Origin of the sequence: Pseudomonas canadensis, from assembly GCF_000503215.1 — a bacterium.
GTDB lineage: Bacteria > Pseudomonadota > Gammaproteobacteria > Pseudomonadales > Pseudomonadaceae > Aquipseudomonas > Aquipseudomonas canadensis.
In genome coordinates this window covers 244135-266242 of the sequence record NZ_AYTD01000013.1, presented here as the reverse complement: position 1 = coordinate 266242, position 22108 = coordinate 244135, and the positions used below count along the sequence as shown (strand labels likewise).

At 61.6% G+C, this 22108-nt stretch carries 27 protein-coding genes; 14 read left to right on the top strand and 13 right to left on the bottom strand.

Annotated elements, in window-relative coordinates; genetic code table 11:
• Nucleotides 1-31: 31 nt before the first annotated feature.
• Complete coding sequence (locus tag U367_RS1000000132530; RefSeq protein ID WP_268964204.1) at nt 32-166, bottom strand: hypothetical protein; 135 nt, start codon at nt 164-166, stop codon at nt 32-34.
• A 155-nt stretch (nt 167-321) separates the two neighbouring features.
• Here U367_RS1000000132530 and U367_RS0110095 point away from each other — a divergent pair, with 155 nt between their 5' ends.
• Nucleotides 322-774 carry an REP-associated tyrosine transposase gene (locus tag U367_RS0110095; RefSeq protein ID WP_028616824.1) on the top strand — a complete coding sequence of 151 codons (453 nt, stop codon included), beginning with the start codon at nt 322-324 and terminating at the stop codon, nt 772-774.
• A 241-nt stretch (nt 775-1015) separates the two neighbouring features.
• Here the strand turns inward: U367_RS0110095 and U367_RS0110090 are convergent, their stop codons facing one another.
• Nucleotides 1016-3832: an ATP-binding protein gene (locus U367_RS0110090; RefSeq protein ID WP_028616823.1), complete on the bottom strand. Its 2817-nt coding sequence runs from the start codon at nt 3830-3832 to the stop codon at nt 1016-1018.
• A 573-nt stretch (nt 3833-4405) separates the two neighbouring features.
• Here U367_RS0110090 and U367_RS0110085 point away from each other — a divergent pair.
• Genes U367_RS0110085 through U367_RS01000000130040 form a run of 7 tightly spaced genes read left to right on the top strand, consistent with a single transcriptional unit; the run spans nt 4406 to nt 8228 of the window.
• Nucleotides 4406-4678, top strand: coding sequence for a BufA1 family periplasmic bufferin-type metallophore (locus tag U367_RS0110085; RefSeq protein WP_010209548.1), 273 nt, complete (start codon nt 4406-4408; stop codon nt 4676-4678).
• Entirely contained in the window at nt 4675-5082 is a 408-nt protein-coding gene (locus U367_RS0110080; RefSeq protein WP_028616822.1) for a DoxX family protein, read from the top strand. Before U367_RS0110085 ends, U367_RS0110080 begins: the two co-directional genes overlap by 4 nt.
• A gap of 18 nt (nt 5083-5100) precedes the next feature.
• Nucleotides 5101-5862 (top strand): alpha/beta fold hydrolase, encoded by a 762-nt coding sequence (locus U367_RS0110075; protein WP_010209550.1) that lies wholly within the window; start codon nt 5101-5103, stop codon nt 5860-5862.
• A gap of 26 nt (nt 5863-5888) precedes the next feature.
• Nucleotides 5889-6161, top strand: a complete 273-nt coding sequence (gene bufA2, locus U367_RS0110070) for a BufA2 family periplasmic bufferin-type metallophore (RefSeq protein ID WP_028616821.1) — start codon at nt 5889-5891, stop codon at nt 6159-6161.
• Nucleotides 6162-6215: 54 nt separating this feature from the next.
• Nucleotides 6216-7040 carry an MNIO family bufferin maturase gene (bufB, locus tag U367_RS0110065; RefSeq protein WP_028616820.1) on the top strand — a complete coding sequence of 275 codons (825 nt, stop codon included), beginning with the start codon at nt 6216-6218 and terminating at the stop codon, nt 7038-7040.
• Nucleotides 7037-7786, top strand: coding sequence for an HvfC/BufC N-terminal domain-containing protein (locus U367_RS0110060; protein ID WP_028616819.1), 750 nt, complete (start codon nt 7037-7039; stop codon nt 7784-7786). The genes bufB and U367_RS0110060 overlap by 4 nt, the downstream gene beginning before the upstream one ends.
• Entirely contained in the window at nt 7779-8228 is a 450-nt protein-coding gene (locus U367_RS01000000130040) for an alpha/beta fold hydrolase (RefSeq protein WP_028616818.1), read from the top strand. The genes U367_RS0110060 and U367_RS01000000130040 overlap by 8 nt, the downstream gene beginning before the upstream one ends.
• 3 nt (nt 8229-8231) lie before the next feature.
• On the opposite strand, the gene U367_RS0110050 is transcribed toward U367_RS01000000130040, so the two are convergent.
• A complete protein-coding gene (locus U367_RS0110050; RefSeq protein ID WP_028616817.1) occupies nt 8232-8957 on the bottom strand; it encodes a carbonic anhydrase in 726 nt (241 codons plus the stop codon).
• 200 nt (nt 8958-9157) lie between these two features.
• Here U367_RS0110050 and U367_RS0110045 point away from each other — a divergent pair, with 200 nt between their 5' ends.
• Nucleotides 9158-10522, top strand: a complete 1365-nt coding sequence (locus U367_RS0110045; protein WP_028616816.1) for an MFS transporter — start codon at nt 9158-9160, stop codon at nt 10520-10522.
• 46 nt (nt 10523-10568) lie between these two features.
• Nucleotides 10569-11699 (top strand): MFS transporter, encoded by a 1131-nt coding sequence (locus U367_RS0110040; RefSeq protein ID WP_028616815.1) that lies wholly within the window; start codon nt 10569-10571, stop codon nt 11697-11699.
• 51 nt (nt 11700-11750) lie between these two features.
• Here the strand turns inward: U367_RS0110040 and U367_RS0110035 are convergent, their stop codons facing one another.
• Nucleotides 11751-12272, bottom strand: a complete 522-nt coding sequence (locus U367_RS0110035) for a DUF3087 domain-containing protein (protein WP_028616814.1) — start codon at nt 12270-12272, stop codon at nt 11751-11753.
• A gap of 113 nt (nt 12273-12385) precedes the next feature.
• Here U367_RS0110035 and U367_RS1000000132055 point away from each other — a divergent pair, with 113 nt between their 5' ends.
• Together U367_RS1000000132055 and U367_RS0110025 are read left to right on the top strand one after the other, a co-directional pair.
• Nucleotides 12386-12562, top strand: a complete 177-nt coding sequence (locus U367_RS1000000132055; protein ID WP_016979666.1) for a hypothetical protein — start codon at nt 12386-12388, stop codon at nt 12560-12562.
• A gap of 14 nt (nt 12563-12576) precedes the next feature.
• Complete coding sequence (locus U367_RS0110025) at nt 12577-12777, top strand: DUF6021 family protein (protein WP_016979665.1); 201 nt, start codon at nt 12577-12579, stop codon at nt 12775-12777.
• A gap of 31 nt (nt 12778-12808) precedes the next feature.
• Here the strand turns inward: U367_RS0110025 and U367_RS0110020 are convergent, their stop codons facing one another.
• Entirely contained in the window at nt 12809-13045 is a 237-nt protein-coding gene (locus U367_RS0110020) for a DUF6555 family protein (protein ID WP_028616813.1), read from the bottom strand.
• Between the two features lie 120 nt (nt 13046-13165).
• Here U367_RS0110020 and U367_RS0110015 point away from each other — a divergent pair, with 120 nt between their 5' ends.
• Both U367_RS0110015 and U367_RS0110010 read left to right on the top strand, forming a co-directional pair.
• Nucleotides 13166-13993: an arylamine N-acetyltransferase family protein gene (locus U367_RS0110015; RefSeq protein ID WP_028616812.1), complete on the top strand. Its 828-nt coding sequence runs from the start codon at nt 13166-13168 to the stop codon at nt 13991-13993.
• Between the two features lie 133 nt (nt 13994-14126).
• Nucleotides 14127-14879 carry an outer membrane beta-barrel protein gene (locus tag U367_RS0110010; RefSeq protein WP_016979648.1) on the top strand — a complete coding sequence of 251 codons (753 nt, stop codon included), beginning with the start codon at nt 14127-14129 and terminating at the stop codon, nt 14877-14879.
• A 60-nt stretch (nt 14880-14939) separates the two neighbouring features.
• Here the strand turns inward: U367_RS0110010 and U367_RS0110005 are convergent, their stop codons facing one another.
• The 8 genes from U367_RS0110005 to nuoI form a co-directional block, all read right to left on the bottom strand.
• Nucleotides 14940-15254: a helix-turn-helix domain-containing protein gene (locus U367_RS0110005; RefSeq protein ID WP_028616811.1), complete on the bottom strand. Its 315-nt coding sequence runs from the start codon at nt 15252-15254 to the stop codon at nt 14940-14942.
• Nucleotides 15244-15594 carry a type II toxin-antitoxin system RelE/ParE family toxin gene (locus U367_RS0110000; protein WP_032864181.1) on the bottom strand — a complete coding sequence of 117 codons (351 nt, stop codon included), beginning with the start codon at nt 15592-15594 and terminating at the stop codon, nt 15244-15246. The genes U367_RS0110005 and U367_RS0110000 overlap by 11 nt, the downstream gene beginning before the upstream one ends.
• 238 nt (nt 15595-15832) lie before the next feature.
• The gene (gene nuoN / locus U367_RS0109995) at nt 15833-17296 is read right to left on the bottom strand and encodes an NADH-quinone oxidoreductase subunit NuoN (RefSeq protein ID WP_028616809.1); all 1464 of its coding nucleotides are present in this window, start codon (nt 17294-17296) and stop codon (nt 15833-15835) included.
• A gap of 7 nt (nt 17297-17303) precedes the next feature.
• A complete protein-coding gene (gene nuoM, locus U367_RS0109990; RefSeq protein WP_010209575.1) occupies nt 17304-18836 on the bottom strand; it encodes an NADH-quinone oxidoreductase subunit M in 1533 nt (510 codons plus the stop codon).
• Nucleotides 18837-18875: 39 nt separating this feature from the next.
• On the bottom strand, nt 18876-20729 hold the full coding sequence (gene nuoL, locus U367_RS0109985; protein ID WP_028616808.1) for an NADH-quinone oxidoreductase subunit L: 1854 nt from the start codon (nt 20727-20729) through the stop codon (nt 18876-18878).
• Nucleotides 20726-21034, bottom strand: a complete 309-nt coding sequence (nuoK, locus tag U367_RS0109980; RefSeq protein ID WP_003174727.1) for an NADH-quinone oxidoreductase subunit NuoK — start codon at nt 21032-21034, stop codon at nt 20726-20728. The genes nuoL and nuoK overlap by 4 nt, the downstream gene beginning before the upstream one ends.
• Before the next feature lie 2 nt (nt 21035-21036).
• Complete coding sequence (gene nuoJ, locus U367_RS0109975) at nt 21037-21540, bottom strand: NADH-quinone oxidoreductase subunit J (RefSeq protein ID WP_016974946.1); 504 nt, start codon at nt 21538-21540, stop codon at nt 21037-21039.
• 9 nt (nt 21541-21549) lie between these two features.
• A complete protein-coding gene (nuoI, locus tag U367_RS0109970) occupies nt 21550-22098 on the bottom strand; it encodes an NADH-quinone oxidoreductase subunit NuoI (RefSeq protein WP_003174725.1) in 549 nt (182 codons plus the stop codon).
• Nucleotides 22099-22108 lie beyond the last annotated feature (10 nt).

The following is a 22108-nucleotide window of genomic DNA, read 5'->3' as shown; positions in this document are numbered from 1 at the left end:
CCCCATGCAGCAGGGCCCGGTGTGTCGGGCTTCAGGGTTTGTCTACGTCGTGGTATTCACCGCCATTGGGCTTGAGCAAAGCATCCTGCTCGAACATCTGCGGGTTGGTGTCTTCGCTGAAGACGATTTTCTTTTCGGCCCCAATCCAGTCGCCGCATGTTTCCATCTAGAACCGGGTTGTCTGGTTTTAGGGCCGCTTCGCAGCCCAGCGCGGGGCAAGCCCGCTCACCACGGATATATTCAGTCAATAAATAAGCCGGGCTCACGTTAAATCTGCCGCTAGCGTTGATGCTCTCAAGGACTTCTCCAGGAGCAACGGATTTGCGCCCAGCACCTCAATCCCACCGCCTGCGTCACGGACGTTATTCGGAACACGGCCGCAGCTACCTCATCATCATCGTCGTCCATAACCGACAACGACTATTTACCGACTTGTTCCTGGGGCGTTTGCTGGTTGCCGAGTTCCGGAACGCCCACGAGCTTGGTCATATCGACTCTCTAGCCTGGGTCATCATGCCCGACCATATCCACTGGCTATTCGAACTGAAGCAAAAGACCCTGGCCGATGTAGTGCGACGTATCAAGTCATGTAGCACGCTGACCATCAACCGTCGTCGCCGAAGCAAGGAGCGTGTCTGGCAGCCCGGCTATCACGATAGGGCGGTGCGTGAAGAGGATGATATTCGCAAGATGGCCCGTTACATCATCGCGAACCCGTTGCGGGCAGGGTTGGTTGATCGGGTAGGTGATTACTCGCTGTGGGATGCGGTTTGACTTTAATTGAGCTCCAACTGAGGATGGCTTTGGTTGTGGTTGTGGTTGTGGTTGTGGTTGTGGTTGTGGTGAGCGGGCTTGCCCCGCGCTGGGCTGCGAAGCAGCCCCAATCCAGTCGCCGCATGTTTCCATCTAGAACCGGGCCGTCTGGTTTTAGGGCCGCTTCGCAGCCCAGCGCGGGGCAAGCCCGCTCACCACAACAGCCCCGCTCACTACAGAAAATCGTTCTAGATTGACGTCTCTATCGGTGCTGGAAGCGGGGTAGGGAGGCGATGCGCAACTTAGGCTCCTGCAACCGCGCCAAATCCGTCGCAATCTGCGCCCGCCAAAAATGCGCGCCCGACAATTGCGCATCCACCCACGCCTGGCGCAGCAGGACTTTGGCCTTGTCTACCGAGCCGTAGTGCGCCTGGCGCAGGGTCATTTGTGCCTTGATCCGCAACATCTGTGGCGCGAACCAGCGTTCGTGGCGACCGAGGGCCAGTTGCAGGGTGTCTTCCAGTACTTCCAGGGCAAGTTTTTCCAGGCCCAGGCGGGCCAGGCCCAGGGCGTATTCACAGCGCAGCAGGCTGTAGAGTTGGCTGTCACCCTGGCCTTGCAGGTGGTGCAAGGCTTCGCCCAATTGCGGCACGCCGGCTTCGGGCGAACCTTCGCGGATCAGCAGGATGCTCTCGAAGCACAGGCGAAATTGCCGCCAGATATGCAGGTCCTGGCCAGTGGTGCTGTCTTGCAGCAACCCCAGGTAATAGCGCACTTTCGGCAGGTTGGACGCCAGCAAGGCCAGGGGGATCGCGCCCAGGCACAAGGTGTACCAAAGGGTCGCGGGGTGATCGAGGGAGATGGCTTCATCCACGCAACTGCCGATCAGGCGCAGCGCCGGGTCGACATCGCCTTCGAGCAACTGCACCTTGGCCTTGAGGCAACGGGCGGCAATGCGTTGGTCGAAGTGCACGTCGATGATGTGCGAACGCGGCGCCGACGGTGAGCCGAGGGCTTCGTCGATATTCTGCCGTGCACCCATCAGATCACCCATGTGGAACAGCGCCACGGCGCGCATGCGCTTGCCGAGCAGTTGGTGGCTGCCGCTGCTGTTCAGGGCGATGTAGCGCTCGGCCAGTTCCAGCGCTTCGGTGTACTGGTTGCAGCCGCAGCGGTCGGTCCACAGGCCCCACAGGGCACGCAACTTGTGTTCGGCATCACCGAGGTCGCGGGCGTCTTCGCGCACCTGGCGCCAGGCTTCGCGCATTTCGCTGCCGGTGCCGTAGGTGAGCATCAGCACACTGGCCAGAGCGGTCTGCAACAGCATGCGCTGGCGCAACGGCAGTGGGACGAGGCCGTCGCTGGCCAGGCCTTTGTCGACCCAGGTGCGGCACTCGCTGACCAGGGACATACGCAACCACAGCGGTACGCCGCCCAGGGTCAGTTCGATGCCCAGGGGCAAGTCGCCGCTGGGCGAATAGGCCCAGTCGAGCGCCGCGCGGATGGTGTTGATTTCCGGGCCGTACAGCGCCAGCCAGGTTTCCGGCGACAGGCCATCCAGGGTCTGCCCGGCTTCTTGCAGCATGCCGAGGGCGTAACGTGCATGGCGTTGGCAGGTTGAGGTGGTTTCGCCCTGTTCGCTGAGTTTTTCCAAGGCGTAGGCGCGGGTAGTTTCCAGCAGGCGATAGCGTTTGAGCGCCTTGGATTCACCGGCGATCAGCAGTGACTTGTCCATCAGGCTTTCGAGCAGGGGCAGGGCGTTGCGCGGGTCGAGGCTGCTGCTGGCGGTCATCGCCTTGACCGCTTCCAGGGTGAAGGAGCCAGTGAACACCGCGAGCTGGCGCAGCATCGCCTGTTCATCGCCACTGAGCATGGCGTAGGTCCAATCCAGGGTGGCGCTCAGGGAGCGGTGGCGGGCGAGGGCAGTGCGTCGGCCGGTCATTTGCAGGCGGAAACTGCCGTCGAGCAGGCCCACCAGGTCCTGGATGCCAAAGGTGCGCACGCGGGCGGCGGCGATCTCGATGGCCAAGGCGTTGCTGTCGAGCTTGCGGCAGATCGCACAGGCCGCAGCGACATCGGCATCACCGAATACAAAGTCGGGGTCGAGGGCGCGTACGCGCTCCACAAACAGGCGCACGCCGGACCAGGCGAGGGCTTCGTGGGCGCTGAGGCTGGCGTGTGCGTCGGGCACTTGCAGCGGCGCCAGGTCGTGCACCCGTTCACCTTCGGCACGCAGCGGTTCGCGGCTGGTGGTCAGTACATGGCATTGGGGCGCGCTGCGCAGCAGGGTTTCCACGGCGTCGGCGGTTGCTGGCAGCACGTGTTCGCAGTTGTCCAGTACCAGCAGCAAACGCCGGTTGGCCAGGCTGGCGGCCACGCCCTGCAGTGGGTCTTCGCTGACCGTCTGGATACCCAGGGCGCTGGCGAGCATGCCGGCCACCCATTGCCCGCTGGTGGCGGGGGCCAGGTCGACAAAACAGCTGCCCAGGTTGAGTTCACTGGCCAGGCGTTGCGCCACGGCCATGGCCACGGTGGTCTTGCCGATGCCGCCGGGACCGGTGAGGGTGACGAAGCGCTGGCTCATGACTTGGTCGGCCAGGCTGGTGATCAAGGCATCACGGCCGATCACTTCAGCGGTCGGCGTCGGCAGGTTGGGCTCATCCACCCGCACATAGGGGACTGGCAGGTGCTCTTCACCGGCGGCCTGCACGGTGATCGGCGCGACAAAACGATAGCCCCGGCCCGGCACGGTGACGATGTAGCTGAAGTTGCCATCGTCACCCAGGGCCCGGCGCAGCGCGACGATCTGCGCGCGCAGGTTGCATTCTTCCACCACCACCTTGGGCCAGGCGAACGAGATCAGTTCGGATTTCTCCAGCAATTCGCCGGCACGGGTCACCAGCGCAATCAACAGGTAGAGCGCGCGGCTGCCGAGGGTCACCGGCTCGCCGTTGCGCAACAATACGTGCTGTCTTGCCAGGAGTAGAAAGGGACCGAAGCCAATGGTGCTGTCCGGGGTAGCCGGCGCGGGGTGGTCTGCGTCCAGGAAGGACACTGCGTGGTTCTTGCTCGAGCTCATCAAATCGTCCTTTTTATAGTCGGGCTTGTTTTCGGCGATCAGGCCGTTCGCCCTTTTTGGGGTGCAGATGTGCAGCAGCAGTCTTGAAAAGTTGATGTCGATCAAAAGGTCGGAAAGGCCACCCTTCTTTGGGGGGGCGTTTTTATAGGTGGATCGCCGGCCATGCTTCAGGGGATGAGACTGTCTCAGAGCTGAAACATTTTATTACCAGAAACATGGATGAAGCAGAATGTATGCCAGTTGGCATGTAACAAACATGACAACAACCGTATGAAATTTATGGTGATTTTTGCGGTCGTCGACGCCCTGATAGGGCCTTCGTTCGGAAAGGCGAATATTTCTAATTGTGTCGTTCGGGATGCCGAATAAAACGCCAGGGTTTTGGCACTGTTTTATTGACTGTGTAACGAACTGTATCCCCGCCCCCTCCTGATACACCCGCATGACGTTCTATCGCGTTCGCGACACAGACCGGATACACGCCTGGCTTTAACTCTGTTCACCAGCTGGCGCAGGCGGTCACCGACCCCAAGGCGCCCTGGCCACACTCAGTCAAGCCAGGAGACTCACCCCATGAAGCGTCCTTACGCAGCCCTCGCGGCAACCCTCGCCCTGTCCCTCAGCGCCTTCGCGGCCGTGGCCCATGCCGATGAACCCAAGCCCCAGGAAAAATGCTTCGGCGTGGCCCTGGCCGGTGCCAACGATTGCGCCGCAGGCGCTGGCACTTCGTGCGCCGCCACCTCCACTACCGATTACCAGGGCAACGCCTGGGTGCTGGTGGACAAAGGCACCTGCACCCAGATCAAGACCCCTAAAGGCTTCGGCAGCCTGACGGAGCAACCGTGATCCAGCGCCTGCTCCCCGAAGCCCTGCTGTTGCTGGTGGCGCGGGTGGCGATCGCGGCGGTGTTCTTCTTGTCGGGGCGCACCAAGGTCACGGGTTTACTTGAACTCAAGCCGTCGACCTACACGCTGTTCCGTTCGGAATACGCCTTGCCGCTGATTCCGCCTGATTGGGCCGCGCACCTGGCGACTTACGCCGAGCACCTGTTCCCGCTGTTGCTGGTGCTTGGCTTGCTGACCCGCCCGGCCGCCGCCGCGCTGCTGGGCATGACGTTGGTGATCGAGGTGTTTGTGTACCCCGCAGCGTGGCCGGTGCACCTGACCTGGGCGGGCCTGTTGTTGCCGCTGCTGGCGTACGGCGGTGGGGCCTGGTCGCTGGATCGCCTGATCTCAGGCAAACGTTCTTAACTTTGATGGAGATTTCCAATGCGTATGCTTTCTTCACTGGCCATTGCCATGGCCCTGACCGTTCCGATGTTGGCCCAGGCGGCGGATGCCCCACAACCCGGCACCGGTAAAAGCGTGGTGATCGTGCCCGGTTCGTTTGTCGACGGTTCCGGCTGGCGGGTGGTGCACGACATCCTGATTCACAAGGGCTACAAGGTCACCGTGGTGCACCAGGGCCACGAGAGCCTGGCCGCCGATGTGGCCGAGGCCCGCGAAGTACTGGAGCAGCAAGTCGGGCCGGTGGTGCTGGTGGGCCACAGCTCCGGCGGCGGGGTGATCTCGATTGCCGGTGACCGTGACAAGGTCAAGTCGCTGGTTTACGTCTCGGCGCTGCAGCCGGAAGTGGGCGAGAACATGGCCCAGTTGATCGGCTCGATGCCGGCGCCCAGCGATGACATCAAGGCCAGCCGCGACGGTCATCTGTTCTTCGACCGCACCAAATTCAACGCCGACTTTGCAGCCGACCTGACCACCAACCGCACCGACTTCATGGCCGCCTCCCAAGTGCCGGCGACCACTGCCTTGTTCGGCGGCACCGTGTGGGCTGCGGCCTGGCACAAAAAACCGACCTACGCCGTGGTCTCCACCGAAGACCGTGCCCTGAGCCCGGACCTGCAGCGTTGGATGTACAAGCGCGCCGGATCCAAGGTTACCGAAATCAAGGCCAGCCACTCGGTGTACATCTCCCAGCCTGAGGCTGTGGCGAAGGTCATCGAAGACGCTGCTTCCGTTATCAAGTAATTCACCCCAACCCCGGAGAAACACCCATGAACACTGCACTCAAATCCCGTCTGAGCCTTGCTGCCGCTGCTGCCCTGATCGCCATGGCGTCCGCTTCGTTCGCCACCGCTGCCAGCGCCGCCGACCAACCGGAAAAACCCGGCCGCTGCTACGGCGTCAACACCTGCAAAGGCACCAGCCTGTGCGCCACCGCCAAGAACGACTGCAAGGGCCTCAACAGCTGCAAAGGCGAAGGCGTGATGGTCAAGACCCCGTCCGAGTGCCTCAAGGCTGGCGGCACACTGACTGAACCGAAGTAATCCACCGGGCGGGCCCCTTGCGGGCTCGCCACTTATTCTTTGCGGAGATCCGCCATGTCGACATCCAACCCTCACTTTTCAGGCTACGGCCTGGGGCTGCGCAAGGAGCATTACTGCGATTTCCTGGAGACTTCGGTGCCTGTGGATTTTGTCGAAGTGATCTCCGAAAACTTTATGGTCGCGGGCGGCCAGCCCCGGCACATTTTACGTCAGGTGCGCGAACGGTATCCGGTGGCGCTGCACGGCGTGTCCATGTCCATCGGCACCGCCGAAGGGCTGGACGGGGATTACTTGAAGCGCCTCAAGGCGCTGGTAGACGAGATTGAACCGCTGTTTGTGTCCGACCACCTGAGTTGGTCGCGCATCGGTGACTTCAATTCCCATGACTTGTTGCCAGTGCCCTACACCGACGAAGCCCTGGACCGAGTCTGCGCCAACATCCATCAAGCCCAGGACGTGCTGGGCCGCACGATGTTGTTCGAGAACCCCTCGAGTTACCTGGCGTTCGAAGGCGCCTCCATGACCGAGTGGGAATTTATCGCGGCCATGGCCCAGCGTACCGGCTGCGAGTTGCTGCTGGACGTCAACAATGTGTTCGTCAGTGCCAGCAATCACGGTTTCGACGCCCTGGCGTTTCTCCAGGGGATTCCCGCCGAACGTGTGCGTCAGGTGCACCTGGCCGGTCACAGTCAAGGCCGTGACATCTTGATCGACAGCCATGACAGCCCGGTGTGCACCGGCGTCTGGGAGCTTTACGCCCAGGCCATGACCCGGCTGGGCCCGGTGGCGACCATGATCGAACGCGACGATGAGATCCCGCCACTTGCCGAGCTGCTCCAGGAATTGGCGATGGCCCGCACGTTGGGAGCGCAACGATGAACCTGGCGCAGCTACAGCACACCTTTCGCAGCTGGTTGGTGAGTGCGTCGGATGAATCCGCGCAGTCGCTGGGCAATCATCACGCCGGCCTGGCGGTGTACCAGAACAACTACCGCGCGCAGTTGGTCGGGTGCCTGGAGCAGGCATTTCCCAACCTGCGCCGTTGGGTTGGAGAGGAGGCCTTTCTGGCGGCGAGCATCACCCATATCGACAACCATCCACCCCACGCCTGGACGCTGGACGCTTATCCGGAGGGCTTCTACGCCACCTTGAGGGAGGTGTTCCCGCGCAACCCGGATGTGCATGAGCTGGCCTGGATCGAGTCGGCCCTGAATGAGGCCTTTGTCGCCGCTGACGCACAGCCGTTGGCCCTGGAGGTCGTGGCCGAGCTGGATTGGGACACGGCCGTGTTGCAACTGACGCCGTCGTTGCGCTGCCACGCCCTGACCACCAATGCCGAGGCCATCTGGTCGGCGCTGTGGCAGGAAGCGCTTGCGCCGGAAGCGGTGATGCTGGAACAGGCGGGTGGCTTGCTCGTGTGGCGTCGGCAGTTCACGTCGCGTTTACGCCAGGTGGATGCGCTGGAGCTACTGGCCGTGCAACAGCTGCAGGCCGACGGCAGTTTCGCTGGGCTGTGTGAGTTCCTGGTGCAGCGCCTGGGGGAAGAAGCGGGTGTGATGCAGGCAGGGGAATACCTGGCCGGTTGGCTGGGCAGTGAATTAATAGTGGGAGTCAGTCATGTTTGATCGTCGTGGTTTTTTGCTGCTGGCGGCGGTGGTCATGGCCGCGCCGGCGTTGGCGGTGCAACAGGTGAGCACCGATGACCAGGAGATCCGTTATGAACAGTTTGGGCCGGAGGAGGGCCGGGCGATCATGTTGCTGGGGGCAGATGTCAGGGCGTTCTCCGAGGTGGCGGCGCCGCTGGCTGCCCAGGGCTTTCGGGTGATCGTGCCGTACTTGCGCACCGCAGACGACGCTGTGCTTGGCCAGGATGTGCTCGACCTGATGAATGCGCTGCACATCCCCGAAGCGGTGTTCGCCGGTGCGCAGCAGGGCGCACGGATCGCTGCGCGGGCCGCGACGTTGAAGCCGAGCCGCTGTGTCGGGCTGGTCACGCTGAACACCGCACCCCAGGCGGGTTTTGCGCAAGCCGTGGGGTTGATGGCCAGTACCGGGCACTGGCGTTGAGGGTCAGCCGATCAACTCGACCCGGCCACTGTGCAACCTGTAGATACCGCCGACAATGTGCAGTTTGCCAGCGGCCAGGGCGTCCGCCAGCAGCGTCGACTCGGCCTTGAGCCGCGCTACCGTGTCGCTGACATTTTGCGCAATGGCGTTCGCAAGCAGATCGCCAGGCGCTTTCAAGACCTTGCGCACCGACGGCTTGAACGCGTCTGCCAGGCCCTGGATCTTGCCGGGGAACGTGGCGTTGTCCTTGGTGGCTTTCACCCCGGCGGCAAGGGCGCCGCAGCTGTCGTGCCCGAGCACCATGATCAACGGCGTGCGGAGCACCGCCACCGCGTATTCGAGGCTGGCGAGCCCGTCGTCGGTCACGAAGTTACCCGCCACCCGTACGGCAAACAGGTCGCCAAGGCCGGTATCGAAGGCGTATTCCGGAGTAATCCGTGAATCAGCGCAGCTCAGGACCGCTACGAACGGATTCTGCCCGCCCTCCAACGCCTCGCGCTCGCTCATGAATTCATGGCGCTTGGTGACGCCTTCGGCATAGCGACCGTTGCCTTCCATCAATCTGGCCAGGGCTTGTTGTGGGTTGAGGTTATTGGCCGCCTTCGGTGCCGGCGAGGCGTGTGCGAGCGCTGCAGGTAACGCGCCCGTGAGCATCAGGGCGCCAGCGCCGACCGTAGCAAGGCGTAGGAATTGTCGACGGTCATGGGTCAGGGGTGGCTGTTTTAGCATGGGCGGCGCTCTCCGGTTCGTTAAGAGAAGAAACGCCAAGGGTGCAAAGAATGGTCGGGGTGAGATGTAGGCGCTGTCCGTTTTTTGTCGGGAATCGCGTGGGCATCAACATGAAAATTCTGACAGCCAGGCCATCGGCCACTGAAAAAAAAACGGTCTACCCGTAATCTAGGGGCCTTTGTCACCTGCGCGGATAGTCCATGTCTTCTGTTGCCGATGGGTTGCCCCTCAATAAACGCCTCCCTGCCGTGATTGCGATCTCCCTGGGGATCGGCATGGCGACCCTGGACACGGCCATCGTCAACACGGCCTTGCCGACCCTGGCCGAGGGGATTGGCACCGATTCCGCCTCGGTGATCTGGGTGGTGAATGCCTACCAGTTGGCGATCATCGCCACGGTGTTGCCGTTTGCGTCCCTCAGTGATGTGCTGGGGCATCGCCGGGTGTATCTCGGCGGGTTGCTGTTGTTTATTGTCTCGTCGCTGTTTTGCGGGCTGGCCGGCTCGCTGGTCACCCTGACGGCGGCGCGGGTGGTGCAGGGGCTGGGCGCGGCGGCGATCATGAGCGTGAACACGGCGCTGCTGCGGCATATCTACCCGTCAAAAATGCTCGGTCGGGGGCTGGGTTACAACTCGCTGGTGGTAGGACTGGCGTTTACCCTGGGGCCGACCGCTGCGTCGGCGATTCTGTCGGTGGCGACCTGGCACTGGCTGTACCTGATCAATGTGCCCTTGGGCTTGCTGGCGCTTGCGTTGGGCCTGCGCTCGTTGCCGACCCTGCCGATGACCGGGCATGCCTTCGACCGTCTTGCCGCCGCGTTGTGCGCGGGGCTGTTTGCCTTGTTGGTGTTGGGTCTGGGCACGGCGGTGCACGGCGCCCAGGGCGCCTTGACCTGGGGACTGATTGCCGTGGCACTGGTGTGCGGTGCATTGCTGCTGCGGCGCCAGGCTGGGCACCCGGCACCGATGCTGGCGCTGGACCTGTTCAAACGTCCGGTGTTTGCCTTGTCTTCCCTCACTGCTATTTGCGCGTTCAGCGCCCAAGGCCTGGCGTTTGTGTCGCTGCCGTTCCTGTTGCAGGCGGTGCTGGGGCACAGCCAGGTGGAAACAGGTTTCCTGATGACACCCTGGCCCGCTGTTGTGGCGGTGATGGCGCTGGTGGCGGGGCGCCTGGCCGACCGCGTGAACCTGGGCGTGCTGTGCGGCATCGGCCTGTTGATGCTCAGCGTGGGCATGGCCGCGCTCGCGACCCTCGGCAGCGGTGCGTCGGCATTGGATATTGGTTGGCGCATGGCGCTGTGTGGCGCGGGCTTCGGCTTCTTCCAGTCGCCCAACCTCAAGGCCTTGATGACCAGTGCGCCGTTGGCGCGCAGCGGCGGGGCCAGTGGCATCGTGGCGATTTCGCGGTTGTTGGGGCAGACGTTGGGCGCGTCGTTGGTGGCCTTGTGTTTTCACCTGTCCCTGGGCAGCGGGCCGCAATATGCGCTATGGCTGGGCTGCGGGTTTGCCTTGGTCGGGGCCGTGGCCAGCGGTCTGCGGTTGTTTCCCTATGGGAAAAAGGACTGATTAACGCTACCGTGGCGACCTGAATATTTCAGGATGTTTCAGATTTATGTCGAGCCTGGCCCTTCGCACCGCTGATACGCACTCCCGCCGCGCCGCGCTGACCCTGGCGTTATGCCTGCCCAGTGACGTGTTGCTCTACCTGCTGCTGCCAATGGAATCCCAGGCGTTCGGCATCACCCTGGCCCAGGCCGGAGTGTTGCTGGCGGCCAACCGCCTGGTGCGGATTTTCGGTTACCGCCATGTGCTGAATTTCTACGCGCGCAACGGCGACCGCCTGACCTGCATGATCGCCGCCGGCGCCGCCACCCTGTGCGCCGTGGGCAACTCGCTGCTGTCCGGGTTCGCCGCCTTGCTCTGCCTGCGGTTGGTGTGGGGCCTGTGTTTTGCTGCGCTGAACCTTTCGACCCAAGTATTGGCCACCTCGGAACCTGCCGGTGCCGCACGCCGGGCCGGGCGTTCCCGCGCGCTGATCGCCCTCGGGCCGATGCTTGCGTTGCCGTTGGGCGGCTGGCTGACATTGATGGCCGGGCCGCGTCCGATCTTTCTGATTCTGGCTGGGTGCTGCCTAGTGGGCTTGTGGATGGCGCGTGGCTTGCCTACGGTCGGGCATGATTTGCACAGCACGCCGGGGCGGCGCTTCAAGTGGCCGGACAGTGTGGCGATGTGGTCGTTTATCGAGGGGGTGGCGCTGGACGGCCTGTTTATCTTCGGCCTGTCGATCCAGGCGCAAAAGCTGCTGGGTGGCGATGCGGTGCTGATCGCCGGTGGCCTGATGGCGCTGCGGTACGTCTCGGAAATGCTCCTGAGCCCCCTGGGCGGTCGCGCCGCCCAGCGGTTTGGCGCGACCTCGATGCTGCTGCTGTTTTCGTTCCTGAGTGCCCTGGCCCTGACCGCATTCGGCAGTTACTGTGTGATTGTCGGCGCGGCGGCGGTGCTGGTGCTGCGTGCGCTGCAACTTCCGCTGGTGACGACATTGGTGGCCGAGCGCAACCCCGGTTCCATGCGCGTGTCGGCGCTGGCCTCGAACGCCGTGTGGCGCGATATCGGCGCCGGCCTCGGGCCCTTGCTCGCCGGCTTGTTGCTGCCGATCGCCTCGGCGCCCTGGGTGTTTGGCCTGGCCGGTGCGGCGATTGCCGTCAGCGCGGTGTTCTGCTGGCGGGCAAAAAATTCCAACTGACGATGTGAGGGTGTGCGTGTCCCATCAAGAAGACTTCGTAGGCGTGCTGGCCTAAGCGCTTTTAAACGCGTCCAGCCAAGCGGGGTCGAACCGGGTCTGCTCGGGATCGATCCCCAGCGCCTGCATCTTGGCCTTATGCGCTTCGACCTCAGCCACCAGTTGCACCTGGGCGCTGGAGTTGGCGTCCAGTTCATGCATTTGCGTAAGGCCCAAGTGATAAAAGCGCAGCACCTTGATCGCCGTCGGGTCATTCGCCTGCACCCGCTCGGTGACCTTGTGCATCACATTGGTCACGCTCATCAGGTTGCGCTTGAGCTGCCAGCCATACACCGCCGCCGCCAGCCACGGCTGAGACCAGAACGGACCGCGCACCAGCGCCACCGTAATCAGCACCCCGGCGAACACCCCGCCGACATTAAAGCGGAAATTATCCCCGCCAGGCTCGCCAAACAGCATCACCGCCAGGCTCGACAGCAACATCGCCAGGGCCACGAACAGCACCGCCACAATCAAGGTGCTGCGCCGGGTTTGTTGACGGAAGGTGACAGGGTCGCAGGGTTTGAGCTCGAACATCCGGTTCATGCCTCAAGAAGGGGTGGGCATCATCTCACGCTTGGGCAAACAAGTTGAACGATGGCGCACGGCGGTTTCTCTAAACCTGTGTAGACCCCTTGAGGTGAACCATCATGTCCGACTACAACCAGCCGCCCCCCGGCACCCCAAACCCTGACCGCACACCCGGAGAAGAAGAGCGCGACAACGATGCGTTGCGCCCCAACGACCCGGCGGAGCGTCAGGACGACGACGTGGAACGCGTCGAAGAAGACCTGGAAAACCTGCACGACAAGGCCCGCCCGCTCTGAACGAGGAGAACACCGTGAGTAACACACCAAAAGGTCCGGCTTCGGGCGAGCATTCCAGTGGCAAGGATGAGTTGGGGTTTGACCCGGATTCGCCGGATGTGGCGGATCCGCAGGTGGATCCTATCGGACCGGCGATTGCGCCGTTGGATAAGGAGAAGAAAGACAAGGATGAAAAAAAGCCGCCTTATGATCCGTTGGGCGACTTGAAGCCATAAAACTAGCCCCGCCATTGAGCGGGGCTTTTATTTACTTGGGCGCGATCCAGGTGACTTCAGTGATGCCATATTTCTCCGCCCAGGGCCGAGTCGTCTTCTTCACTTGCTCGTGCCCAACTCGCCCCACGCGGCTCACATGGGCGATATCGGCATCCACCGCCGCCCAGTGCCAGGCCTCGGCGTTGTTCATCACTTCGGCGCGCACCACAAAGGATTTCGGTTTGCCGTGCAGCTGATAATTGATGGTGTAGATTTTTGCGGTACTCATGTTGCCTCCCTGTGTTGTTATAGATGGATAGGGCAGCGCTTAAAAAGGTTCATTCAAAATGACAATCTGCACGTCGACGCGGCATAGTGTCGGCTTCATCCCGTGCCCAAGGATTGCGCCATGTCACTGTTGACCCATAGCCGCCTCTATCTGCAACGCCTGGGCTATGACTCGCCGCCAGCGCCGACCCTGCAAACCTTGCAGGACCTGCAATTGCGCCATGTGTGCACCTTTGCTTTCGAGAATTTGTCGAGTCTGATGCGCCTGCCAGTGCCCATCGACCTGCCGAGCGTCGAGCGGAAAGTGCTGCTGGAAGGGCGGGGCGGGTATTGCTACGAGTTGAACCAGATGTTCCTGGCGTTATTGCAGGAACTTGGCTTTGACGCGCGCGGCATCACCGGGCGGGTGGTGATGGGCGGGGCGCCGGATGCGCGCACGGCGCGGACTCATCGTTTGAGCCTGGTGACGTTGGATGGCGTGCGCTATATCACCGATGTCGGCTTTGGCGGCATGGTGCCCAGCAGTCCGTTGCTGTTGGACACCGAGGCGGTGCAGGCCACGGCCCATGAGCCTTATCGGTTGACCTTCGACGGGCAGGGCAGTTACACCCTGTGGGCGCAAGTGGCCGAGGAGTGGCGTGGCCTGTATGTGTTCGATCTGCAGGTGCAGGCGGCCATCGATTATGAAATCGGCAACTGGTATGTCTCCACCCATCCGGATTCGGTCTTCATTGGCCAGTTGAAAGTCGCGCGCTTGGCTGCGGGTAAGCGCCATACCCTGAACAACGCCCATTATGCGATTCACTACCTGGACCGGCCGAGTGAAAAGCGCGCCCTCGCCAGTGCCGACGAGGTGTTGCAGGTATTGACTGAAACCTTCGGGATTCGCGTGCCGGAAACGCCGGCGCTGCGGGCAGTCCTTGATGGCTTGGTAATGGCTAATTCGTAACAGTATTGAGATAGAGCCTTCGCTGAACCGTTTTACCTCCAAATCAACGCAAATTAATTCGAACCTTTGGCGCCGGCCGGGGTTCGAACCGGTTCCTGAATAATTTGCTCACCAGACAAGGAGATGTAAAACGATGTCCAAGCTATTCGGAAAATTCCTCAAGGGTTCCTCGCTGCTGGCGCTGGTCGCTGCGCCTGCTGCGGTGTTCGCCGCACCGTCCACTGACCCGATTTCCACCTTCGGGATCCTGGGCAGCTATAACGATTTCAAATTCGAAGGCGGCAGCGAAAGCGACAAGAGCCACATGCCCGAGGCGGGCCTGTTCTATAACTTCGGCAACAAGCTCACCGCCGAATCCGGCTTTATCTACCAGGCCGGTATCGAAGCCAAGTACGGCGAAAAGAGCGACAACAAGCTCAAGGAAGGGCAGGCTGACCTGGACCTCGGCTGGCGTGCCGCGCTGGATGCGCGCAACTTTGTCGACGTGATCGTTGGCGGTGGCTACAGCTGGACCCGTTACGAGCCAGAGATCAACGATCTCGACGTGAAACTCACCAACAAATCGCCGTTCGCCAAGGCAGCCCTGGGCTACAACCATCAGTTCGATGACATGACCCTGCGTGTCGAAGCCGGCGCCCGTCGCACCATCGACGGCCGTACCAAGCTCAAGGTCGATGATTTCGGCAGCGACACCGTGGACCTCAAGGACCGCACCAATCCCTACGCCGAAGTCAGCCTGTTGATGAACCAGAAGGGCGACCTGCCGGTGGTCGCGGGCCTGTACTACACCCGCACCGAGTACAAACTCGACGGTGATTCTGAAGTGGCCGATAACACCAAGCTCAAGCGCAACGAATACGGCTTCAAGGTCGGTATCGCGTTCTGACGCCATGCACCGAAAAACGCCCCGAATATCCGGGGCGTTTTTTTTTGAGGCAATTGCAGATCAACCCAAAGCGGCAAGTTGCGCCGCGGTCTCAGGAAAACGTGCCACCAGGCGAATCAGCGTGGCAGCCTGGGCATTCGGCTTGGCTCGGCCTTGCTCCCAGTTTTCCAGGGTGCGGGTATTGGTGCGCAGGTACATGGCGAACACCGACCGGGAGAGGTTGAGTTGTTGGCGCACGGCGATCACTTCCTCAGCGGTGAGTGGCGCCAGGTTTTTGAGGTGAACCTTGTGGGTTCGCAAGGTGACTTTGCCTTGGCGTTCGTCTGCCAGGGCGTCGAAGCCTTCGACAAGTTCGGAAAAGATTTCACGTTTCATGATGTGTTCTCGCTTTGATTTCCCTGTCCAGCATGTGTTTTAGGGCTTTTTTGTGCTGTGGTGTCAGGTCATCCTGTTCGTGCTTGCCGTACAGGGTGAACAGCCAGAATTGCGTGCCGCCCGACCACCAGTAGTAAATGACCCGCAGGCCACCGCGCTTGCCTTTGTTGCGTCGCTCATCGATGAAGCGAACTTTGCGCAGTCCGCCTGTTCCCTCGATCACATCTCCTGCTTCCGGGTTCTTCATCAACTCTTGTTGAAAACCCTGGAAAAGCTCGTCACTCAGATAGTCCATGCGATGCCGCTCGAAGGCCGGCAGTTCGATAAATAGAGCATCCATGTTCTGTACGTAGCCTGCGTATAGTTTGGTGGCCCACTCGCAAAGGGTCAAGTGACCCTGCCGTGGGAACTTTCCTAAAACGCAGACACCATACGGCGGCGTTAATCGGGTAGATGCCGGATGGGGAGGCAGACGGGCGAGGAAATTTCCGTGAATAGGGGAGGGTAAAAACCCCTGCCCCTGAAACGCAAAACGGCGCCCGAAGGCGCCGTCTTGTTTACTGCATCCCGCTAAGCGATCAAACGCCCAGCACCGCGTGCTGCACCAGGGTGAGCAACGGTTGTGGGTACACGCCCAGGAAGAACGCGAGCAGGGCGATGGCCAGCAGCATCACGCCGCCTGCCTTCTGTTCCCAATGCAGCTCGGCATCCACACGGCGCAGGTTTGGCTCGATCAGGTACAGGGTGACCATCACGCGCAGGTAGTAGAACACGCCGATGGCGCTGCCCAGTACCAGGGAGGCAACCAACCACCATTCGTGGGCTTCGACACCGGTGGCGACGATGTAGAACTTGCCGATGAAGCCGGCAGTCAACGGGATACCGGCCAGGGACAGCATCATCACGGTCAGTACGGCGGTCAGGTACGGACGGCGCCAGAACAGGCCGCGATATTCGTACAGGGCGTCGGCATCACGGCCTTTGAACGGCGAGGACATCAGCGTGATCACGCCGAACGCACCCAGGCTGGTGATCACGTAGGTAACCAGGTACACACCCATGGCTTCCACGGCCAGGCCTTTGCTCGCCACCAGGGCGATCAGCAGGTAGCCGAAGTGAGCGATGGAGGAGTAACCCAGCAGACGCTTGAGGTTGTTCTGAGTCAGGGCCAGCAGGTTACCGAACAGGATCGACGCGATGGCGATCACGGTCAGCACGGTGCTCAGCACACCGGTGTTGGCAGCAGGGGAGATCTGGAACAGACGCACCATCACCGCAAACACTGCAACCTTCGACGCGGTGGCCAGGAACGCCGCTACCGGCGCCGGGGCGCCTTCGTACACGTCCGGGGTCCACAGGTGGAAGGGTACCAGCGACAGCTTGAACGCCAGGCCGATCAACATCATGGCCAGGCCCAGTTGGGCGATTGGCGCAGGCATGTTGGTGGTGGCCAGGGCGTGACCGATACCGGTGAAGCTCAGGCTGCCGGCTTCGGCGTAGAGCAGGGCCATACCGAACAACAGGAACGCGGAACCGGCGGCCGACAGCACCATGTACTTGATGCCGGCTTCCAGGGAGCGCTTGTTGAAGAAGGCGTAGGCCACCAGGCCGTAGGTCGGGATCGACAGCAGTTCCAGGCCGATGAACAGGCCCGCCAGGTGCTGTGCGCTGACCAGCACGATACCGCCGGCCGCAGCCAGCAGGATCAGCAGGTACAGCTCTTCCTTGTTGCCTGGGTAGCCGGTGCCGCCTTCGCCCATATAGGCGTGGGCGAGGGTGACGCATGCCAGGGTCGCGACCAGGATCAGCGCGATATACAGCAGGGCGAAGTCATCCACCATCATCAACGGCGTGACCGCCAGTGGTGCGACCTTGAGGGCCGGGATGATCGACAGCAGGGCCAGGTTGAGGCCGGCACAGGACAGCAGGAACGTTTGCGAATGATTGCGGCGCCAGGCGATGGCCAGCATCACCACCACGATGGTGAGGCTGGTAATCAGCAGCGGCGCAAGCGCGATAAAGTGTTGGATCGTGAATTCCATAGCGCTCTTACCGGGCCGAAGCGAGTTGAGAGAAGGCGGTGCCGAACCACTGCTGCACGCCATGCATCGTCGCGGCAGAAGTGTCCAGGAACGGTTGCGGGTACACGCCGATGTAGATCAGCAGCACCGCAAGGCCGAGCACCATGATCAGTTCGCGAGCATCCATCCCTTGCAGGACGGTGTCGGACTTGGCCGGGCCGAAGTAGGCGCGGTGGATCATGATCAGCGAGTAAACCGAACCAAACACCAGGCCGGAGGTAGCAATCGCACTGATCCACGGTGTTTGCACGAATGCACCCATCAGGATCAGGAACTCGCCGATGAAGTTGCCGGTGCCCGGCAAGCCCAGGGACGCGGCGGCGAAGAACAGGCTGATCGCCGGCAGGTACGCGATGCGCGACCACACACCACCCATTTCACGCATGTCACGGGTATGCAGGCGCTCGTACAACTGGCCACTCAGGATAAAGAGGGCAGCGGCCGAGACACCGTGGGCCAGCATCTGGATGACTGCGCCTTGCAGCGCCAGTTGGCTGCCGGAGTAGATACCGATCAGTACGAAGCCCATGTGGGACACGGACGAGAAGGCAATCAGACGCTTGATGTCAGTTTGTGCGAAGGCCAGGAACGCACCGTAGAAGATCCCGATCAGACCCAAGGTCATGGCGATCGGCGCGAACTCCGCCGAGGCATTCGGGAACAGCGGCAGGGCGAAACGCAGCAGGCCGTAGGCCGCAGTCTTCAACAGGATACCGGCCAGGTCCACGGAACCGGCAGTCGGCGCCTGTGCGTGGGCATCCGGCAGCCAGGAGTGGAACGGCACCACCGGCAGCTTCACCGCGAACGCGATGAAGAAGCCCAGCATCAGGATGTACTCGGTGGTGAGGGACATCTTGGTTTTCAACAGGTCGGCGTAGTTGAAGGTAATCACGCCGGTGTTGTTGAAGTTGACCAGTACCAGGCCCAGGATCGCCACCAACATGATCAGGCCGGAAGCCTGGGTGAAGATGAAGAACTTGGTCGCCGCGTAGATCCGGGTTTTCTTGCCGTCCGAAGAACTGTGACCCCAGAGCGCGATGAGGAAGTACATCGGCACCAGCATCATTTCCCAGAAGAAGAAGAACATGAACAGGTCGAGGGCGAGGAACACGCCGACAACGCCGCCCAGGATCCACATCAGGTTCAGGTGGAAGAAGCCCACGTGACGCTGGATCTCTTTCCAGGAGCAGAGTACCGAGAGGATACCCAGCAGGCCGGTCAGCAGGATCATCAACAGCGACAGGCCATCGAGGGCCAGGTGCACGTTGATGCCGAAGCGCTGGATCCACACGTGCTTGAATTCAAGCGCGAACGTTGGATCGACACCCGGTGCCGGAGCAAATGAATAGTCGCCATGGGCCCACAGCCAGAGGCCGAGTGCGAGTTCCAGGGACATGGTCAGCAACGCAATCCAGCGGGGGAGGGTGGCGCCGAAGCGTTCACCCATCCAGCAGAGCAGGCCGCCGATAAAGGGGATCAGGATTAGCCAGGGCAGAATCATGACAGGCTCGTTTCCTTTCGCAAGTTCGCAAAGTTCATATCAGACCGCTACCACTACGATGGCGCCGATCACCAGCACGGCACCGGCCGCCATGGAAGCTGCATACCAACGCAATTGGCCCGTCTCGCTGCGGCTCAGGGCGGTGTGACCGGCCTTGGCAGCACGCGGGATCAAACCAATGGTCTGGTCGAGCGGGTCTTTACGCAGAATGTGGCTGATGGCCAGGTACGGTTTGACGAACAGTTTGTCGTAGATCCAGTCGAAGCCCCAGGCAGCGAACCACCAGGCCGAGAGGAAGCGGCCAATGCCACTGTTGGCAACGGCCGTCACGAAACGGCGCTTGCCGAGGAACAGCAGGGCCGCCAACAGGATACCGGCAATGGCGATGGCACCCGAGGCGATTTCCAGGCTGTGCTGGGCTTCGCCGCCGGCATGGCCGACGCTTTGCGGCAGTACACCGTGCAGAGGCGGGGTGATCATGGCGCCGACGAAGGTCGACAGCACGATCAGCACCGACAATGGCAACCAGTGCGAAATGCCGTGGCCTGCGTGTGCTTCGGTCTTGGCTTCACCGTGGAAGGTGATGAAGATCAGGCGGAAGGTGTACAGCGAGGTCATGAACGCACCCACCAGGCCTGCGTACAGCAGGTTCTGGTTACCGCTGGCAAAGGCTTCCCAGAGGATTTCGTCTTTCGAGTAGAAACCGGCGGTCACCAGTGGCAGGGCGGCCAAGGCGGCACCACCGACGATGAAGCTGGCGTAGGCCAGTGGCAGTTTCTTCCACAGGCCGCCCATCTTGAAGATGTTCTGTTCGTGGTGGCAGGCAACGATCACCGCACCGGAAGCGAGGAACAGCAGGGCCTTGAAGAAGGCGTGGGTCATCAGGTGGAAGATCGCCGCGTCCCAGGCGCCAACGCCCAGGGCCAGGAACATGTAGCCGATCTGGCTCATGGTCGAGTAGGCGAGGATGCGCTTGATGTCGGTCTGCACCAGCGCGGCGAAGCCGGCCAGGACCAGGGTCACGCCGCCAACGATGCCCACCAGATGCAGGATATCCGGCGCCAGGGTGAACAGGCCGTGGGTACGCGCGATCAGGTAGACACCGGCGGTAACCATGGTTGCCGCGTGGATCAGTGCGGAAACAGGGGTAGGACCGGCCATCGCATCCGCCAGCCAGGTTTGCAGCGGCAGTTGCGCGGATTTACCCACGGCGCCGCCCAGCAGCATCAGGGTCGCCAGGGTGATCCAGAAGTCGCCAACCTGGAATTTCTGCGGTGCCCGCACCAGCAGTTCCTGGATATTCAGCGTGCCCACCTGTTGGAACAGGATGAACAGGCCGATGGCCATGAACACGTCGCCGATCCGGGTGACGATGAAGGCCTTGAGTGCCGCGTTACCGTTGTTGCGGTTGCTGTAGTAGAAACCGATCAACAGGTACGAGCACAGGCCCACGCCCTCCCAACCGAAGTACAGGAACAACAGGTTATCGCCCAGTACCAGGAACAGCATGCTGGCGATAAACAGGTTGGTGTACGAGAAGAAGCGCGAGTAACCGGCTTCACCGCGCATGTACCAGGACGCGAACAGGTGGATCAGGAAGCCCACACCCACCACCACGCCGAGCATGGTGATCGACAGACCGTCGACGTAGAGGGCGAAGTTGGGCTTGAAGCCCTCCACCGACATCCACTGCCATAGCACCAGGGTGTAGTGACCGCCTTCTGGCGGCGCCACGTTGAATTGCCAGATGACGTAGGCGGCCACAATGGCCGACAGGCCAATGGAGCCCACGCCGATCAAGGCCGAGAGGTTTTCCGACCAGCGCCCGCGAGAGAACGACAGCAGCAGGAAACCGATCAGGGGAAATACGAAAGTCAGAAAGATCATGTTCATCCGCGCATCTCACTGGCAGCGTCGATATCAAGCGTGTGGAAGCGACGATACAGTTGCAGCAGGATCGCCAGGCCGATACTGGCCTCGGCGGCTGCCAGGCTGATCACCAGGATGAACATGACTTGTCCATCCGGCTGGCCCCAACGTGCACCCGCTACGATGAACGCCAGTGCCGCGGCGTTCATCATGATTTCCAGGCTCATCAACACGAACAGAATGTTACGGCGAACCATCAGGCCGACCAGGCCAAGGCAGAACAGGATGCCGGCGACCGCCAGACCATGCTCCAAAGGGATAGCAGGCATCGTCATTGCTCCTTGGCTTCGTTGCGGCCCAAGTGGAAGGCGGTGATGGCTGCGGCGAGCAGCAGCATCGAAGCCAGTTCGACCACCAGCAGGTACGGGCCGAACAGGCTGATGCCCACGGCCTTCGCGTCTACGGTGGTGTGGCCGATGGCCTGGCCGCTCTGGTGAGCGAACAGCACATACAGCAGTTCACCCAGCAGCAGGGCTGCGAGGATAACCGGGCCGAGCCAGATGCCGGGCTTGAGCCAGACGCGTTCCTGGGCGACCGAAGCCGGTCCCAGGTTGAGCATCATCACCACAAACACGAACAGCACCATGATGGCGCCAGCGTAGGCGATCACTTCCAGCACACCGGCGAACGGTGCGCCGAGTGCGAAGAAGGTCATGGCCACGGCGATCAGCGAAATGATCAGGTAGAGCAGGGCGTGCACAGGATTGGTGTTGGTGATCACGCGAAGCGTGGACACCACTGCAATACCGGACGCGAAATAGAAAGCGAATTCCATCTTTCTTCCTTAAGGCAGCAAGCTCTTCACGTTGATCGGCTCGGCTTCGTTTTGTGCGGCGCCTTTCGGCTTACCGGCAACGGCCATACCTGCAACACGATAGAAGTTGTAATCAGGGTTTTTACCGGGACCAGAGATCAGCAGATCTTCTTTCTCGTACACCAGGTCCTGACGTTTGAACTCGGCCATCTCGAAATCCGGCGTGAGCTGGATCGCGGTGGTCGGGCAAGCTTCCTCGCAGAGGCCGCAGAAAATGCAGCGCGAGAAGTTGATGCGGAAGAAGTCCGGGTACCAGCGACCGTCTTCGGTTTCAGCTTTCTGCAGGGAGATGCAACCCACCGGGCACGCCACGGCGCACAGGTTGCAGGCTACGCAACGCTCTTCGCCATCGGGGTCGCGAGTCAGCACGATACGGCCGCGATAGCGCGGCGGCAGGTACACCGCTTCTTCCGGGTATTGCAGGGTGTCGCGTTTGCGGAAGCCGTGACCGAACACCATCACCAGGCTTCGCAACTGGGTACCGGTACCCTTAACGATGTCGCCAATATATTTGAACATGGGTCAAATC